The organism is Amycolatopsis xylanica (assembly GCF_900107045.1).
Classification (GTDB): Bacteria; Actinomycetota; Actinomycetes; order Mycobacteriales; family Pseudonocardiaceae; genus Amycolatopsis; species Amycolatopsis xylanica.
This window is the reverse complement of record NZ_FNON01000001.1, coordinates 1,214,360-1,229,949: the sequence shown is the minus strand read 5'-3', so window position 1 is coordinate 1,229,949 and position 15,590 is coordinate 1,214,360. Positions and strand designations below refer to the sequence as shown.

General features: G+C 69.5%; 10 protein-coding genes. 5 read left to right on the top strand and 5 right to left on the bottom strand.

Annotation, left to right across the window (positions count from 1 at the left end):
• Positions 1-2: 2 nt before the first annotated feature.
• Genes BLV57_RS05340 through BLV57_RS05330 form a run of 3 tightly spaced genes read right to left on the bottom strand, consistent with a single transcriptional unit; the run spans position 3 to position 3,252 of the window.
• A complete protein-coding gene (locus BLV57_RS05340; RefSeq protein WP_245757160.1) occupies positions 3-1,370 on the bottom strand; it encodes a class I adenylate-forming enzyme family protein in 1,368 nt (455 codons plus the stop codon).
• Complete coding sequence (locus BLV57_RS05335; RefSeq protein ID WP_091287255.1) at positions 1,370-2,449, bottom strand: 3-dehydroquinate synthase II family protein; 1,080 nt, start codon at positions 2,447-2,449, stop codon at positions 1,370-1,372. Before BLV57_RS05335 ends, BLV57_RS05340 begins: the two co-directional genes overlap by 1 nt.
• On the bottom strand, positions 2,446-3,252 hold the full coding sequence (locus tag BLV57_RS05330) for a 2-amino-3,7-dideoxy-D-threo-hept-6-ulosonate synthase (protein ID WP_091287253.1): 807 nt from the start codon (positions 3,250-3,252) through the stop codon (positions 2,446-2,448). The genes BLV57_RS05335 and BLV57_RS05330 overlap by 4 nt, the downstream gene beginning before the upstream one ends.
• Before the next feature lie 895 nt (positions 3,253-4,147).
• Here BLV57_RS05330 and BLV57_RS05325 point away from each other — a divergent pair.
• Genes BLV57_RS05325 through BLV57_RS05315 form a run of 3 tightly spaced genes read left to right on the top strand, consistent with a single transcriptional unit; the run spans position 4,148 to position 7,159 of the window.
• Positions 4,148-4,753 carry a flavodoxin family protein gene (locus BLV57_RS05325; protein WP_245757159.1) on the top strand — a complete coding sequence of 202 codons (606 nt, stop codon included), beginning with the start codon at positions 4,148-4,150 and terminating at the stop codon, positions 4,751-4,753.
• Entirely contained in the window at positions 4,750-6,249 is a 1,500-nt protein-coding gene (locus BLV57_RS05320) for an MFS transporter (protein ID WP_091287249.1), read from the top strand. Before BLV57_RS05325 ends, BLV57_RS05320 begins: the two co-directional genes overlap by 4 nt.
• A gap of 1 nt (position 6,250) precedes the next feature.
• On the top strand, positions 6,251-7,159 hold the full coding sequence (locus BLV57_RS05315) for a LysR family transcriptional regulator (RefSeq protein WP_091287246.1): 909 nt from the start codon (positions 6,251-6,253) through the stop codon (positions 7,157-7,159).
• Here BLV57_RS05315 and BLV57_RS05310 read toward each other — a convergent pair.
• Together BLV57_RS05310 and BLV57_RS05305 are read right to left on the bottom strand one after the other, a co-directional pair.
• Positions 7,156-7,851: a response regulator transcription factor gene (locus BLV57_RS05310; RefSeq protein WP_245757158.1), complete on the bottom strand. Its 696-nt coding sequence runs from the start codon at positions 7,849-7,851 to the stop codon at positions 7,156-7,158. The two genes, BLV57_RS05315 and BLV57_RS05310, sit on opposite strands and share 4 nt — an antisense overlap.
• 284 nt (positions 7,852-8,135) lie before the next feature.
• Positions 8,136-8,915, bottom strand: coding sequence for an IclR family transcriptional regulator (locus BLV57_RS05305; RefSeq protein WP_091287243.1), 780 nt, complete (start codon positions 8,913-8,915; stop codon positions 8,136-8,138).
• A gap of 121 nt (positions 8,916-9,036) precedes the next feature.
• Between BLV57_RS05305 and BLV57_RS05300 the strand changes: the two genes are divergently transcribed.
• Together BLV57_RS05300 and BLV57_RS05295 are read left to right on the top strand one after the other, a co-directional pair.
• Positions 9,037-9,645, top strand: coding sequence for a DUF2238 domain-containing protein (locus tag BLV57_RS05300; RefSeq protein ID WP_091287889.1), 609 nt, complete (start codon positions 9,037-9,039; stop codon positions 9,643-9,645).
• A gap of 266 nt (positions 9,646-9,911) precedes the next feature.
• The gene (locus BLV57_RS05295; RefSeq protein WP_091287241.1) at positions 9,912-15,413 is read left to right on the top strand and encodes an ATP-binding protein; all 5,502 of its coding nucleotides are present in this window, start codon (positions 9,912-9,914) and stop codon (positions 15,411-15,413) included.
• The last annotated feature ends 177 nt before the right edge of the window (positions 15,414-15,590 follow it).

Below are 15,590 nucleotides of genomic sequence, written 5' to 3'. Positions count from 1 at the left end.
CCTTATGCGGGGACTGCTCCGCGGAGCACCTCACCGCGGCGGACGAGCTTTCCGTTGGGAGTGCGGGGAAGTTCGGCGAGCACCCGGATGCGGCGCGGCAGCTTGTAGTCGGCGAGCCGGTCACGGCACCAGGCAAGCAGCTCGGACTCCGAGGCCGTGCCGGTCACGTACGCCTCGGTGAGACCGTCGTGCACGACCACGGCGTCGAGCACCCCGGAATGCCCGCGCAGCACGGTTTCGACCTCACCGAGGTCGACCTTCAACCCGCCGATCACCACGAGCGAGTCGCCGCGGCCGAAGAGCAGGAGGCCGCCGTCGTCGCCGATCTCGGCCCGGTCGCGCGTGCGCAGCCAGCCATCGCGGTAACGGTCGCCGGGCACGGGATGCAGGTACGGCGAGCCGTCCGGGAGGTGGACTTCGAGTTCGCCGTCGAGCACGCGCATCCGGACGCCGGGGCAGGCCCTGCCGACGGACGGCCGCATCGAACCGCTGACGTCCATCGCGACCACGCCGGTTTCGGTGGTGCCGTAGGACTCGCCGACCGCGAAGCCGAAACGGTCCTCGAACCGTTTCGCGGTGGCTGGGTCCATGATCTCGCCGCCGCTGACCGCCGCTCGCAACGACGGGAGCGGCGGGAGGCGCGCGGCCGTGCTGACCAGCTCGTAGTGGAACGGGGTGCCGAACAAATGGTGCACGTCGTGCCGCGACGCCGCGGCGAGAATGTCCTTTGCGGACACTCGGTCGGCGAACACCGCGGTCACACCTGCTCGCAGCGAGTGCAGCAGGCCCGCGATGAGGCCGAAACTGTGCGCCGTGGAGCTGAGCAGCAGCACCCGCTCGCCTGCCCGCGGCATGCCGTCGATGCGGGTGAAGCGGTCGATCTCCTCGGCGAGTGAGTCCGGAGTCCGGCCGATGACCTTGGGCGTGCCCGTCGACCCCGAGCTGAACTGCACCAGCCGGTGCGCGGTGGCCGCGGGCAGCCCGGTGCGGTGGTGCCGGGTGATGAGTTCGTACTCCCTGGCGAAACTCGGCGTCTGCCCGGCGACGCCGCCGCGGACGGTGAACTCGGGGTGCGCGGTCGCCCGGATCGCGTCGACCTCCGCCGGTTTGAACCGGTGGTCGACGAGCATCACCTGCGCGCCGAGGCTCCAGAGCGCGAGCATCGCCTGCACCTGGGTGTAGCTGGGCGGCACCTGCAGCATCACCGTGCTGCCTTCGCGGATCCCGCAGCCCGCGAACACGGCCGCCTCCTGGGCGACCTCGGTGCGCACGCGGGCGCGGGTGCGGATGTCGTCGCCGTGCGCGAGATAGGGCAGGTCGCCGGGGTGGGCGTCGAACAGTCCACGCAGGAGTTCGGTCATCCCGCTCATCAGGACTCCCGGCAGAACTCGCCGATCGGGATGCCGACGTGGCGCTGGTCGGTCGCGAGGTAGCCGAGCAGCTCGTCGCCGAGCTGGAGTTCGGTGACGTTGCGGACCTTCGCACCAGGGCCGAGCACCCGCACGTGCCAGTCGTCCTGGACCGTGAGGCTGACGACGACGCCGTCGGCCGAGTGCGCGGTGATGGTCAGCAGCGGCCGCGACTCGAGCTTCGCGCGGCCGACGATCACCCGCCGGGTCTTGCCGTCGGCGTTCACCGCGAGGACGGTGCTCCCCGAGCCGAGCTCGCTGAGGTAGTTGGTGCGGTTGTCCGGGCCCAGCACGTAGGAGTGCAGCGCGCCGGCGTTCACCCGGAACGGGCGGGTCGGCATGTACGGCAGCGGGTGCGTTTCGCTGCAGCACAAGATGAATCCGGTCGAATAGGAGCCGACCAGGATGCCCTCGTCCTCCCCGAAGTGCGAGCAGGTGTCGACGCAGACGCGGTCGCCGAGTCCGTGGTGCTCGATGCGGTCGACCGTGAGGGTCGCCAGTTCGAGGTTCGGGGATTGGGCTTCGAGCATGCGGACGAGCGCGAAGACCTCGCCGGCGTCCTTGGGCGCCAGCAGGATGCCTTCGGAGCCGCGCTCGAGGACGTCGACGACGATCGAGGCCTCTTCGAGGTCGGCGCAGACGCAGATCAGCGCGCCGGGCGACTTGTCAGCGGCGGCGAGCACGATCTCGAGCGGGATCTTGGTGGGATCGGCGAATTCGACGACTGCGTACGGGAGGTCGACCGCGGCCGCGCAGGCGAGCTTGAGCGTGCGGTCGTCGCGGACGTGCACCCAGCCCGCGATGTTCTTGTCCGCCTGGTGGGTCAGCGCGGACAGCTGGTCTTCGTCGGCGACGTCGACGACCTTGATGTTCGCGGCGCCCTCGCCGGTCAGTACACCGACGATGGTGGGTGGCAGGGTCGCCAGCAGCGCGGCGTCATCGGACAGTACGCCGTGGACCTTGGCATGGATGGCCGCGTCGATCACCCCCTCGCGGTGCTCGAGCGGAACTGTCCGGACGTCGATCCATGCGAATTTCATGCGGCACCTGTCTGGAGTTTCGAACGGGGTTCAGTGGTCTGGACCGGCGACGCGTGCACGACGGCGGCGAGCCGGGCGACGAGCGGGGCGGGCTGGGGCGCGGTGAAGATCCGGCGGCCGATGGCGAGCCCGGCGCAGCCCGCGAGCATCAGGCTGGCGCCGTACGCGACGGGATTGGCGCCGTCGGCGGGGCCGCCGGCGCAGAGAATGGGGAGCGGGCAGCTCTCGACGACCTCGGCCATCCGGTCGACCGGGTTCGACGAGGTGGTCTTGACCAGGTCGGCGCCGAGGTCGACGGCGATGTTCACCACGTGCGAGAGCAGCTTGGGGTCGTGCGGGTCCTTGATGCGCGGGCCACGCGGATAGATCATCGCGAGCAGCGGCATGTTCCAGCTGTCGCAGGCCTCGGCGACCGCGCCCAGATCGGCCAGCTGCTTGGCCTCGGTGTCGGACCCGATGTTGACGTGCACGCTCACCGCGTCCGCGCCGAGCCGCACGGCTTCTTCGACGTCGCCGACGAGCACCTTGGCGTTGGTGTCGCTCGCGTGGATCGTCCCGGCGGACAAGTGCACGATCAGCGAGCACCGGCCGAGCAGCTCCGGCGCGATCGTGCGGGCCCGTCCCTTGTGCACGATCACCGCGTCCGCGCCGCCCGCGACGATCGCCCTGATCAGGTCGTCCCAGCCGCTGCGGCGCACCACCGGTCCATCCGAGACACTGTGATCCAGTGGCACGAAAAGGTATTTCCCGTCCCCCGCGACGGAAAGCCGGCGCAGCCGGAACCTCTTGCCGTCGGTTGCCATCTTCTCCTCCCCTCTCCACATCGAATAATCGATTGCCCAATCGTGCATGAATTACGCTCGGCACCGCCAATACCGGCCCGGCATAACTCGGAGATTATGGCGCTCTGAGAATATTTTGATAAACACGCGTTGAACGAGGCCATGGTCCGCCCAGTTCGGCATCGCGGACGCCAACTGGGGAATTCCACCCGGCGGCATTCTGACAAAGTCGGGGGTCGTGAGTGTTGTGGCCGGTTCTAGCGGACCGGTATTTGTCGACTTACCACGCGAGTCTCGGCGCGAGTGGAAGGTTTGCTCCGTTAGATGCAGAAATTCTTCCACTCGCTCGGGCTCGTCCACCCTGGGCACGTGACAAGGGTCGCCCTTGCAACGCTCTAGGTGACAAGGGCCGCCCGCGTCACCCAGACCGGGGCGCGGCGTGCGGGAAACGGAGCGTTGAACGCCTCGTTTCCCACACGCCACCACACATAAGTCACTGTCGTTCCGCTGAGCGTGACACAAGCCCCGTTCGTACCGACCAGCCAAGCCCAGGCCAGGCGTAGATCGCCAAAAACCGGTTGGCTCTAACCGGTCACACCACTCACGACCCCCGAGCACGGGTTCCCCGATCGCGGAAAGTTTCACCAGCTTGGCCGGGGCGGCGCTGGGCAACCCTGCGGAAAACAGTGTTTCTAATAGCGCGGAGTTCGTTATGGGAATATTCCCCTTCCCGGGATATGAGAGCGGTTCGCTCACAGCACCGAACACGACACCTTCCGCCAAGAACGGGTATCGGCCGAGTACAGGGGGCTTTCTCAGAAGATTCCGAGAAACGAACCTGAGCGGCTTTGAAAAATCTCTCAGGCTGGTCTGCGATATTCAGCGCATCCGCCCCGCATCCCGCTCAGGAGGACTGGTGTCCGACACCTTCCCTGCCGCCACCGTGGCGATCGCCTACCACGGCGGCCGGGGGCACACCGCCCGGCTGGGCGAAGCGGTCGCCGTCGGCGCGGCCGCGGTCGACGGGGTCGAGGTGATCCCGATCGAGGTCAGCGAGATCACCACCCCGCAGTGGCACCGGCTCGACGACGCCGACGCGATCATCTTCGGCGCGCCCACGTACATGGGCACCGCGTCGGCCGCCTTCCACGCGTTCGCCGAAGCCAGCAGCAGGCGCTGGTTCACCCGGCGCTGGACCGACAAACTCGCCGCCGGCTTCACGAACTCCGGGTCGATGGCCGGCGACAAGTCCAGCACACTCTCCTATTTCGCCACGCTCGCCGCCCAGCACGGCATGCTCTGGGTGACGCTCGGGCTCGCGCCCGGCTGGAACTCCGGCAAAGGCAGTGAATACGACCTCAACCGGCTCGGCTTCTATCTCGGCGCCGCCGCGCAGTCCAATCTGGACAGTAAACCGGACGCGGTGCACAAGTCCGACCTCGCGACCGCCGAACACCTCGGCGCCAGGGTCGCGACGCAGGCACGCGTCTTCGCGGCCGGCAGGCTGGCGACGCGCCCATGACCAGCACCGTCACCCAAACCCGTCCCCGGTTCGTGCTCGCGGCGGCCGTCACCGCCCAGACACTCGTGCTGCTCGACAACACCATCCTCAACATCGCCGTCGACGTCCTGTCCGACCCGGTGCGCGGCATCGGCGCCAGTGCCAGCGAGCTGGCCTGGGCCGTCAGCACCTATCCGCTGATGTTCGCCGCGCTGATCTTCACCGGCGGCGCGCTCAGCGACCGCTTCGGGCCGCGCGCGACGCTCGTCTCCGGCCTCACCGTGCTCGCGCTCGCCTCGGTCTTCGCCGCCGTCTCCCGCGACCCGGCCCTGCTCGTCGTCGCGCGCGGCGTGATGGGGATCGGTGGCGCGCTGGTCACCCCCGCCACCCTCGCCATCGCGACACTCGGCGTGCCACCCGAACGCCGCGCCAGGGCGGTCGCGACCTGGACGTCGGCCAGCGGTGTCGCGGTCGCGATCGGACCCGTGCTCGGCGGGGTGCTGCTCGACCGGTTCTGGTGGGGTTCGGTGTTCCTCGTCAACGTGCCGATCGCCGCGGTCTGCGTCATCGGGGCACTGTCGTTCGTGCCCAAACTATCCATTTCGGACAAGCGGCCGCTCGACCCGGCCGGGCTGATCCTTTCGATGCTCGGACTCGGCGGCCTGGTCTTCGGCATCATCGAAGGCGGCCGCGCCGGCTGGACCGATCCGCTCGCGCTGACGACCGTGCTCACCGGGCTCGCGCTCATCGTCGCGTTCGCGCTCGTCCAGCTGCGCTCACGGCACCCGAGTTTCGACGTCCGCCTCTTCACCCGGCCCCGTTTCGCGGGCGGCGCGCTCGGCCTGCTGCTCAGCTTCGCCGGGCTCGCGGGCCAGCTGTTCTACTGCGCCTTCTATCTCCAGGGCGTCCACGGGCTGTCCCCCGCCCAAGCCGGGCTCGTGATGACCGGAGCCGCGGTCGGCATCGTCGCGGGCAACCAGCTCTCCCCGCGCGCCGCCGCCGCGCTCAGCACCCGCTGGACCGCGCTCGCCGGGCTCCTGCTCGCCACCGCGACCTACGCGGCGTTCGTGCTCTTCGACGCGCACACCCCGCTCGTCTACCTGGTCCTGCTGCTGGTCGCGCAGGGGCTCGGCGCCGGACTCGCCGTTCCGCCCGTCACGTCGGAAATGCTCGCGGTCCTCCCGGCCGGGCGCACCGGCGCGGGCGCCGCGATCAGCGCCGCCGCCCGCCCGCTCGGCAGCACGCTCGGCGTCGCGGCGCTCGGCTCGCTGCTCGCCGCCGCCTACAGCACCGCGATCGCGCCGTCGCTGGCCGGTCTGCCCGGCACCGCGCGCGAGCAGGCCGCCGCGTCCGCTGAAGGCGCACGGGCCGTCGGCCAGGCCTTGGGCCGACCCGACCTCATTTCCGCCGCCGACAACGCTTACCTGCGTGCCATGGACCTGACGGCGATCGTCACCGCCGTCGTCTCACTGCTGGGCTGCATGATCATCGTCCGGTGTTTCCGGCGGGAGGACTAGCGTGGATCTGGGACTTCGTCACCTCAAGGTCGTCGTCACCGTCGCCGAAGCGGGCAGTATCAGCCGGGCCGCCGCCGCGCTGAGCATCGCCCAGCCGGGGCTCACCGCGCAGATCAAGCGGATCGAGCAGGACCTCGGCGGCCCGCTGTTCGAACGCAGGCCCGAAGGCGTCGTGCCGACCGAACTGGGCACGCATTTCGTGTTGCGCGCGCGGGATCTGCTCGCCCAGTTCGACGATCTGCTCGCCAGCACCCGTGCGCTCGGCTGTGAGGCGACGCCCGCGTCCTCGATCCTGATCGGCGCCAGCGGCGGCGGCAACTGGCTGCCGAGGGTGACCGGGATCGTCGCGGACCTGCTGCCCGACCACGAGCAGTTCGTCTACGTCGAGGAGCAGCAGCATCGCCTGCTCGCGTCGTTGCGGGCAGGCAAGCTCGACCTCGGCCTGATCACCGAGTACCCGTACCTCCCGACGCCGCGGCTGACCGGGCTCGCCGGACTCGACCTGGGCAAGGAGCCGTTGCTCATCGGCCTGCCCGACCGGCATCCGCTCGCCGGGCGCGACCTCGTGAGCCTGCGCGAACTCGCCGAGGAGGCCTGGGTGGTGCCAGCGGGCCGGTCCGAGGAGCTGCGGCTGAGCCTGCGGCTGGCGTGTGAACGGACCGGCTTCAGCCCGCGGTTCCGCCACTTCGGCGTCGATCACACCACCGCGGCCGACATCATCCGCGGTGGCCGGGCCATCGGCGCGTTCCTGGCGCACGACGTCCCGGCCGCCGGGCTCACACTGGCCAGGCTGGTCGACGGTCAGCTCTGGCGGCGGACCCGGCTCGTCTGGCCGCTGAACTCGCCGATCGCGGCGGTCGCGAAGGAGCTCACCAGCCGGACCGGGACGGCCATGGCGAGCGTGGGCTAGACGGTGCCGAGGCGGTACCCGATGCCGTGCACGGTCTGCACCGACGTCCTGCCGAGCTTGCGGCGCAGGTAATAGACGTAGGTGTCGACGATCGAACGGGCCTCGGTGTCCGGGAAGACCTCGTCGTGCAGCCGCTCGCGCGACAGGACCGCGCGTGGTTCGCCCGCGAGCGCCGCGAGCAGCGCGCATTCCCGGCCGGACAACGGGATCGGGTCTTCACCCGGTCGCACCAGCTGACGCCGTTTGAGGTTCAGCCTGCTTTCGCCGAGTAGTACGAAATCCGGTTTGGCAGGGCGCCTGCGATGCAGCGCGCGCACCCGCGCGAGCAATTCCTCGACGTCGAACGGCTTGACGAGGTAATCGTCCGCGCCCGCGTCGAGGCCCTCGACGCGTTCCGCGATGGCGCCACGCGCGGTGAGCATGAGCGCCCGCGTGAGCACGCCCGCCACCCGCAATCTGGTCAGCAATTCCGTGCCGGAACAGACCGGCAGCCCGCGATCGACGACGGCGACCTCGAACCGGCCGGTCAGTGCCAGCTCGAGGCCGCGGTGCCCGTCGTAGGCCCGTTCGACCGCGTATCCCTCACCCGAAAGCAGCTCGGCCAACAGGTCGGCGGTCTCTCGGTCGTCGTCGACGACGAGCACCCCGACCGATTTCGGCGGGATCGGCGCGTAGTTCGGTGCGGTAGCCATGGTGCAACGTTAGGAAGCCGTCCCGCTGATTACCACGGCCACCTTCCGCCTGACGGAAAACTGACAGAAAACCGATAGAAACCGATGGCCTGGTTGACATCCAAGGTCAGCCCAAAACGGACAACAACCCATCTTCCATTGACCGGAAGTAATTGTGATCCGACCTGAGCCGGGCATCCGGAAATCCGGAAAAGGCGTCAACTATCGATTTCGTTGATCACCGCCGCCGGAAAATCGGCGATTCCGCCGGGCGAGAACGTGCGAACCCGTTCTCAGTCAGCTCTTCAGGCCAGATTTCCACCGGGCGAAAGCGGAGCGGACAATTCCCGGGTGACGCCCAGCGCCGCGGTGCGCACGGCGGCGACCAGCGGCCGCACGTTCGTCGAGGACCGCACGACCAGTGCCAGCGCCGCCACGAGCGTGCCCTCCGGCCCGAAGATGGGCGCGGCGACCGAAGAAGCCCCCATCGTCATCTCCTCGAGCGAAAAGGCGACCTGGTTCTGGCGGACCTGCTCGAGCGTTTCGGCCAGCACCCCCGGCAGCGTGATGGTGTGCGGTGTGCAGCGAGCGAGGCCTTCGGCCACGACCTGGCTGAACAGCTCCGCACCCGAGAACGCGAGTATCACCTTGCCGACGCCGGTGGCGTGCAGCGGCAGCCGCCCTGCCACCTGCGTCATCGTGTCCACGGACTTGCGGCCGGAGATCTTTTCCAGATACAGCACGCGTTTCCCGTCGCGGATGGCGAGCTGGACGTTCTCGTGGGTCGCCTCGTAGAGGTCCTCCATGAACGGCATCGCGACCGACCGCAGGTCACGGTGTCCCGGCGCGAGCGAGCCGACGTGCCACAGCCGGAGCCCGATCTGGAACCGGCCGTCGGCGAGGCGTTCCAGCGCGCCCCATTCGATCAGCTCGCCCGCGAGCCGGTGCGTGGTCGCGATCGGCAGGCCGCTGATCCGAGCGAGTTCGCTCAGCGTCAGCACCGGCGCCGCCGGCGTGAACGCCGCCAGCAACGACAGCAACCGGTTCGCGGTGCTGCGGCCCGCCTCTCTGGTGTTGCCACCCATGTCGCGTGACTCCCCTTCCGCGTGGATCTACTGTCCCGGCGAAGCCGCCGCCCACACCTACACGGACGGGAGGGCCGAAAGGTTCGACGTCCGCGATGATCTCGCGGGTAAGGTCGCTGCGATGACGACCGTCGGCCGGACCGAGGGCGGCCTGCTGGTCGCGGTGGTGCTCGCCGCGCTCGCCTGGACGGGAACGCACGCGACCTCGCTCGGCACATGGGTGCTCGAAGTGGTCTGGGTGCTCATCGGCCTGCCGCTGGTGCTCGCGCTGCGGAAGCGGTTCCCGCTCACCCGGCTGCTCTGCTGGCTGCTCGTGTTCCACGCGCTCGTGCTCTGTTACGGCGGTCAATACACTTACGCGGAGACGCCGCTCGGCGAAGCGGTCCAAGATCTCATGGGCAGCCAGCGCAACAACTACGACCGGTTCGCCCACTTCGTCCAGGGCTTCGTGCCCGCCGTAGCGGTCCGCGAAATCCTGCTCCGGCGGACCCCGCTGCGGCCGGGCGGCTGGGTGTTCACGCTCACGACGAGCGTCTGCCTGGCGATCAGCGCGTGCTTCGAGTTCGTCGAATGGCTCAGCGCGGTGATACTCGGCGCGGGCGCCGACGACTTCCTCGCGACCCAAGGCGACGTCTGGGACACCCAGTGGGACATGTTCCTCTGCCTGTGCGGCGCGCTGGTGTCGCAGGTGCTACTGAGGCGGCTCCACGACCGCCAGCTCGACATCTGAGCCGGGCCCGTCATCCGGACATTTCGGACAGCTTGTTTACCCTCCGGCAATATAGGGGACCCCTAACTACTGCGACCCAGCTCACGGAAAGTTCGCTGGACAGGCCGTTTTTTGACGTTGTCCACAATGAATGGCCCGCGCCATGCGTCAAGTCCGACATAGCGTTCCGGCGCGGTACGCGAGAGAGTGTGCCTCAGGAAACTGGGCGATGATTCCTTGATCAGGATCGTCGCCCTGAGGTGTGTCCGTCGTGGGAGGCTCAGTCGGTGTTCAGTCGTGTCGCCATCATCAACCGTGGTGAGGCCGCAATGCGTCTCATCCACGCCGTCCGGGAGCTCTCCGCGGAGACAGGAGCCCGGATCGAGACAGTCGCCCTGTACACCGATGCCGATCAGACGGCGACCTTCGTCCGGGAGGCGGATATCGCCTACCCGCTCGGGCCCGCCGCCGCTCGGCCGTATTTGAATTTGGAGCTGCTGGAGAAAGCGCTCCGCGAGACCGAGGCCGACGCCGCGTGGGTCGGCTGGGGCTTCGTCGCCGAGGACCCGGCGTTCGCCGAACTGTGCGAGAAGACCGGCGTCACCTTCGTCGGCCCGAGCGCCGAGGCGATGCGCAAGCTCGGTGACAAGATCGGCTCGAAGCTGATCGCCGAAGAGGTCGGCGTGCCGGTCGCGCCGTGGAGCCGCGGCGAGGTCGCCACGCTCGAAGACGCCATCGCGGCCGCCGAGAAGATCGGCTACCCGCTGATGCTGAAGGCGACCGCCGGTGGTGGCGGGCGCGGTATCCGCCGGGTCGACTCGGCCGACGAGCTGACCGACGCCTACGAGCGCACCAGCCAGGAGGCGCTGCGCGCGTTCGGCTCCGGTGTCGTCTTCCTGGAGCGGCTCGTCTCCGGCGCGCGGCACGTCGAGGTGCAGGTCATCGCCGACGGCCAGGGCACCGCGTGGGCGCTCGGCGTCCGCGACTGCTCGGTGCAGCGGCGCAACCAGAAGGTCATCGAAGAGTCCGCTTCGCCGGTGCTGAGCCCCGAGCAGACCGAGGACCTCAAGGCCTCGGCCGAGCGGCTCGCGCTGGCCGTGGACTACAAGGGCGCGGCGACCGTCGAGTTCCTGTACCACCCCGGCGAGAAGCTGTTCGCGTTCCTCGAGGTCAACACCCGCCTGCAGGTGGAACACCCGATCACCGAGCTGACCACCAGCGTCGACCTGGTCAAGGCGCAGCTGCACGTCGCGTCCGGCGGCAAGCTCGAAGGCGAGAAGCCCACCGAGTTCGGCCACGCCATCGAGGCGCGGCTCAACGCCGAAGACCCCGACCGCGACTTCGCGCCGTCGCCGGGCCGCATCGCGCGCCTGACGCTGCCCGCCGGTCCCGGTATCCGCGTGGACACCGGCGTCAGCGAGGGCGACAGCATCCCCGCCGACTTCGACTCGATGATCGCCAAGATCATCGCCTACGGCCGCGACCGCGACGAGGCGCTCGGCCGCCTGCGCCGCGCGATGGCCAACACCACGGTCATCATCGAGGGCGGCGCGACCAACAAGAGCTTCGTGCTCGACCTGCTCGACCAGCCCGAGGTGATCGACGCCTCCGCCGACACCGGCTGGATCGACCGCGTCCGCGCGCAGGGCAGGCTGGTGCTGCACCGCCACTCCGCGATCGCGCTCGCCGCGGCCGCCATCGAGGCGTACGAGGTCGAGGAGTCCGTCGAGCGCCAGCGCCTGCTGGAGACCTCGCACGGTGGCCGTCCCCAGGTCCAGCACAAGAGCGGCCGCCCGCTCGACCTGAAGCTGCGCGGTATCGCCTACAAGGTCACCGTCGCGCGCACCGGCCCCAAGCGGTTCCGCGTCGGCGTCACCAACGGCAACGACCTGCACCCGATGGACGTCGTGGTCGACCGGTTCGACGCGCACACCGGCCAGATCACGGTCAACGGCAGCCGGTTCCGCCTGGTCACCGGCACGCACGGGCCGATCCACCTGGTCGAGGTCGACGGTGTCACGCACCGCGTCAGCCTCGACGAGGGCGGCGTCGTCCGCTCCCCCGCGCCCGCGCTGGTCGTCGCGACCCCGCTGGAAGTCGGCGCTGAGGTCGAGGCGGGCGCACCGGTGCTCGTGCTCGAGAGCATGAAGATGGAGACGGTGCTGCGCGCGCCGTTCCGCGCCAGGCTCAAGGAATGCACGGTCTCCGTCGGCAGCCAGGTCGAGACCGGCGCCCCGCTGCTGCGGCTCGAGCCGCTCGGCGACGCCGACGAGGCCGATGGTCCCGCCGAAGAGGTGGCCGAGGTCAAGCTGGACGTCCCGGTCGAGCCGGGCGGCGTCTCGGCGGCGGACCGCGCCGCGCGCGGCCTGCAGGACCTGCGCAGCCTGCTGCTCGGGTTCGACGTCGACCCGCACGACGAGAAGCGTGCGCTGACGTCGTACCTCGCGGCGCGCCAAGAACTCCTCGCCGCCGGTGAGCGCACAGTGGACGGTGAGACCGAACTGCTGAGCCTGTTCGCCGATCTTTCCGAGCTGAGCCGCAACAAGCCGGCCGGTGAAGAGTCCAAAGCGGACAGTCGGGTGCACAGCCCGCGCGAGTACTTCCACACCTATCTGCAGAGCCTCGACGTCGACCGCGCCGGGCTTTCGGAGACGTTCAAGGCGCGGCTCGCCCGCGTGCTGAGCCACTACGGCATCGAGGACTTCGAGCGCACGCCCGCGCTCGAAGGCGCGGTGTTCCGTATCTTCCTGGCGCAGCAGCGATCGGCGGCCGACGTCAAGATCATCGTCGCGCTGCTGCAGCTGTGGCTCACCGAGGAGCCGCCGACCGGCGACTCGCGTGAACCGGCAGGCCTGGTGCTGGAGCACCTGGTCGCGGCCACCCAGCTGCGCTTCCCGTCCGTCGGCGACCTCGCCCGCAGCGTGGTGTTCCGCTGGTTCGCCCAGCCGCTGCTGCGCCGCAGCCGCGCCGAGGTTTACGCGGACGTCCGGGCGCACCTGCGCTACCTGGACAAGAACCCGGACGCGCCCGACCGCGCCGAGCGCATCGCGTCGATGGTCACCAGCTCCGAGCCGCTCGTCAGGCTGCTCGGCCAGCGCATCGGCCGCGAGGGCATGGACCCGGTGCCGCTGCTCGAAGTGCTGACCCGCCGCTACTACCGCAACCGCTCGCTCGAGAACCTCCGCACGGCGAGCTCGGAGACCGGCACGTTCGTCGTCGCCGAGCACGTGGCCGAGGGCGAGCACACCCGCGTCGTCACCACCGCCGTCGACTTCCCCGCGCTGGGCGAGGCCGTCCGCGCGGTCGGCGAGCTCGCCGCGGATCTGCCGCCGTCGGGTGACCTGGTCGCCGACCTCTACCTCACCTGGGGCGACCAGCCGGACGACGCCGACGCGATGGCCGCCGTGCTGCGCAAGGTGGTGGCCGCCGAGCCGCTGCCGCAGCAGGTCCGCCGCATCACCACGACCGTCGCCGGGCGCAGTGGCGCGGTGATCCACCACCACTTCACCTTCCGGCCGTCGGCCGAAGGGTTCACCGAGGAGCGGCTCATCCGCGGCCTGCACCCGCAGATCGCGGTGCGCATGCAGCTGGAGCGGCTGCGCGGGTTCGACCTCACGCGGCTGCCGTCGGCGGACGAAGAGGTCTACCTGTTCAAGTGCGTCGCGCCGGAGAGCCCCGGTGACGAGCGGCTCGTCGCGCTCGCCCAGGTCCGCGACCTGACGCCGCTGCGCGACAACAACGGCAAGCTGCTCGCGCTGCCCGCCGCCGAGGACATCCTGGCGACCTGCATGGACGCGATCCGCAAGGTCCAGGCGCAGCGCCCGGCCAACAAGCGGTTCGACACCAACCGGATCCTCGTCTACGTGTGGCCGACCAGCGAGCTGTCCATGGACGAGCTGAACACGCTCGCCCAGCGCGTGCTGCCGACCACCGGGGGCGCGGGCCTCGAGGAGATCCAGTTCCTGGGCCGCCGCCGCGACAAGAACACCGGCGAGCTGGCGGAGATCGCGGTCCGGATCAACGTCGACGCGAGCACCGGGGTCAAGCTGACCGTCGGCGAGCCGTCGACCGAGATGATCAAGCCGCTCGACGATTACCGCCAGAAGGTGCTGCGCGCGGCGCGTCGCGGCAACGTCTACCCGTACGAGCTCACCGAGCTGCTGTCCGGTCCGGACGGCTCGTTCACCGAGCACGACCTGGTCGACGGCAAGCTGGTCCCGGTCGACCGGCCGCGTGGCAAGAACAAGGCCTCGCTCGTCGCCGGTGTGGCGACCACGCCGACCAAGCGGCACCCGGAGGGCATCACGCGTGTCGTGCTGCTGGGTGACCCGACGAAGGGTCTCGGCGCGCTGTCCGAGCCCGAGTGCTCGCGGGTGATCGCGGCGCTGGACCTCGCCGAGGAGATGCAGGTCCCGCTGGAGTGGTTCGCGCTCTCGTCCGGCGCGAAGATCTCCATGGAGTCCGGCACTGAGAACATGGACTGGGTGGCGGCCGCGCTCAAGCGGATCGTCAACTTCACCCAGGACGGCGGCGAGATCAACATCGTGGTCGCCGGCATCAACGTCGGCGCCCAGCCGTACTGGAACGCCGAAGCCACGATGCTCATGCACACCAAGGGCATCCTGGTGATGACGCCGGACTCGGCGATGGTGCTGACCGGCAAGCAGGCGCTCGACTTCTCCGGTGGTGTCTCGGCCGAGGACAACTTCGGCATCGGCGGCTACGACCGCGTCATGGGTGTCAACGGGCAGGCGCAGTACTGGGCGCCGAACCTGGCAGGCGCGCGCGACGTGCTGATGGCGCACTACGACCACACGTACATCGTGCCGTCGGAGACCTCGGTGCGGCGGGCGACCACGAGCGACCCGACCGACCGCGACGTCACCGTGTACCCGCACAACGCCGAGGGCAGCGACTTCACCACGGTCGGCCAGATCTTCGCCAAGGAGACCAACCCCGACCGCAAGAAGCCGTTCGACATCCGCACGGTCATGCGCGCGGTGTCCGACCAGGACCACGAGGTGCTGGAGCGCTGGGCGGGCATGGCCGACGCCGACACCGCGTCGGTGCAGGACGTCCACCTCGGCGGCTTCCCGGTCTGCCTGATCGGCATCGAGTCGAAGTCCGTGCAGCGCCGCGGCTTCCCTCCCACCGACGGTCCGGACTCCTACACCGCGGGCACCCTGTTCCCGCGCTCGTCGAAGAAGGTCGCCCGCGCGATCAACTCGGCCAGCGGCAACCGGCCGCTCGTGGTGCTGGCGAACCTGTCCGGCTTCGACGGCTCGCCGGAGTCGATGCGCAAGCTCCAGCTGGAGTACGGCGCGGAGATCGGCCGCGCGATCGTCAACTTCGAGGGCCCGATCGTGTTCACCGTGATCTCGCGGTACCACGGTGGCGCGTTCGTGGTCTTCTCGAAGGCGCTGAACCCGAACATGACCGTCCTCGCGATCGAGGGCTCGTTCGCCTCGGTCATCGGCGGCGCGCCCGCCGCGGCCGCGGTCTTCGGCAGTGAGGTCAACCAGCGCACGGCCAAGGACCCGGCGGTGCTCGAACTGGAGGCCCGCATCAGCGCCGCGTCCAGCTCGGAGAAGGCGCTGCTGACGGCCCAGCTCGCCGAGCTCCGCGCCTCGGTCCGCACGGAGAAGCTGAGCGAGGTCGGCGCGGAGTTCGACGGTGTGCACAGCATCGAGCGCGCCGTCCAGGTCGGCTCGGTCGACGAGATCATCTCGGCGGCGGCTCTCCGCCCGAAGATCATCGAGGCGATCGAACGAGGCATGAAGGACCGCTGACCCCCGAGGTCACCCCAAGCCCGAAAGGGGCTTTCGTCAGATCCCACCTGACGAAAGCCCCTTTCGGGCTTTTCGTACCTGGGCTCCAGGGTCGCGGACGGTTGGGACTGGCAGTAGCTGGTGACCTGCGCGGGGTCGCGCTCGCTGGACGTGACAAGGGCGGCCCTTGTCACGTCT

Coding starts and splice junctions, on each gene's coding strand:
- BLV57_RS05340 (WP_245757160.1), bottom strand. CDS start 1,370: ATGAGCGGGATGACCGAACTCCTGCGTGGACTGTTCGACGCCCACCCC.
- BLV57_RS05335 (WP_091287255.1), bottom strand. CDS start 2,449: ATGAAATTCGCATGGATCGACGTCCGGACAGTTCCGCTCGAGCACCGC.
- BLV57_RS05330 (WP_091287253.1), bottom strand. CDS start 3,252: ATGGCAACCGACGGCAAGAGGTTCCGGCTGCGCCGGCTTTCCGTCGCG.
- BLV57_RS05320 (WP_091287249.1), top strand. CDS start 4,750: ATGACCAGCACCGTCACCCAAACCCGTCCCCGGTTCGTGCTCGCGGCG.
- BLV57_RS05310 (WP_245757158.1), bottom strand. CDS start 7,851: ATGGCTACCGCACCGAACTACGCGCCGATCCCGCCGAAATCGGTCGGG.
- BLV57_RS05305 (WP_091287243.1), bottom strand. CDS start 8,915: ATGGGTGGCAACACCAGAGAGGCGGGCCGCAGCACCGCGAACCGGTTG.
- BLV57_RS05300 (WP_091287889.1), top strand. CDS start 9,037: ATGACGACCGTCGGCCGGACCGAGGGCGGCCTGCTGGTCGCGGTGGTG.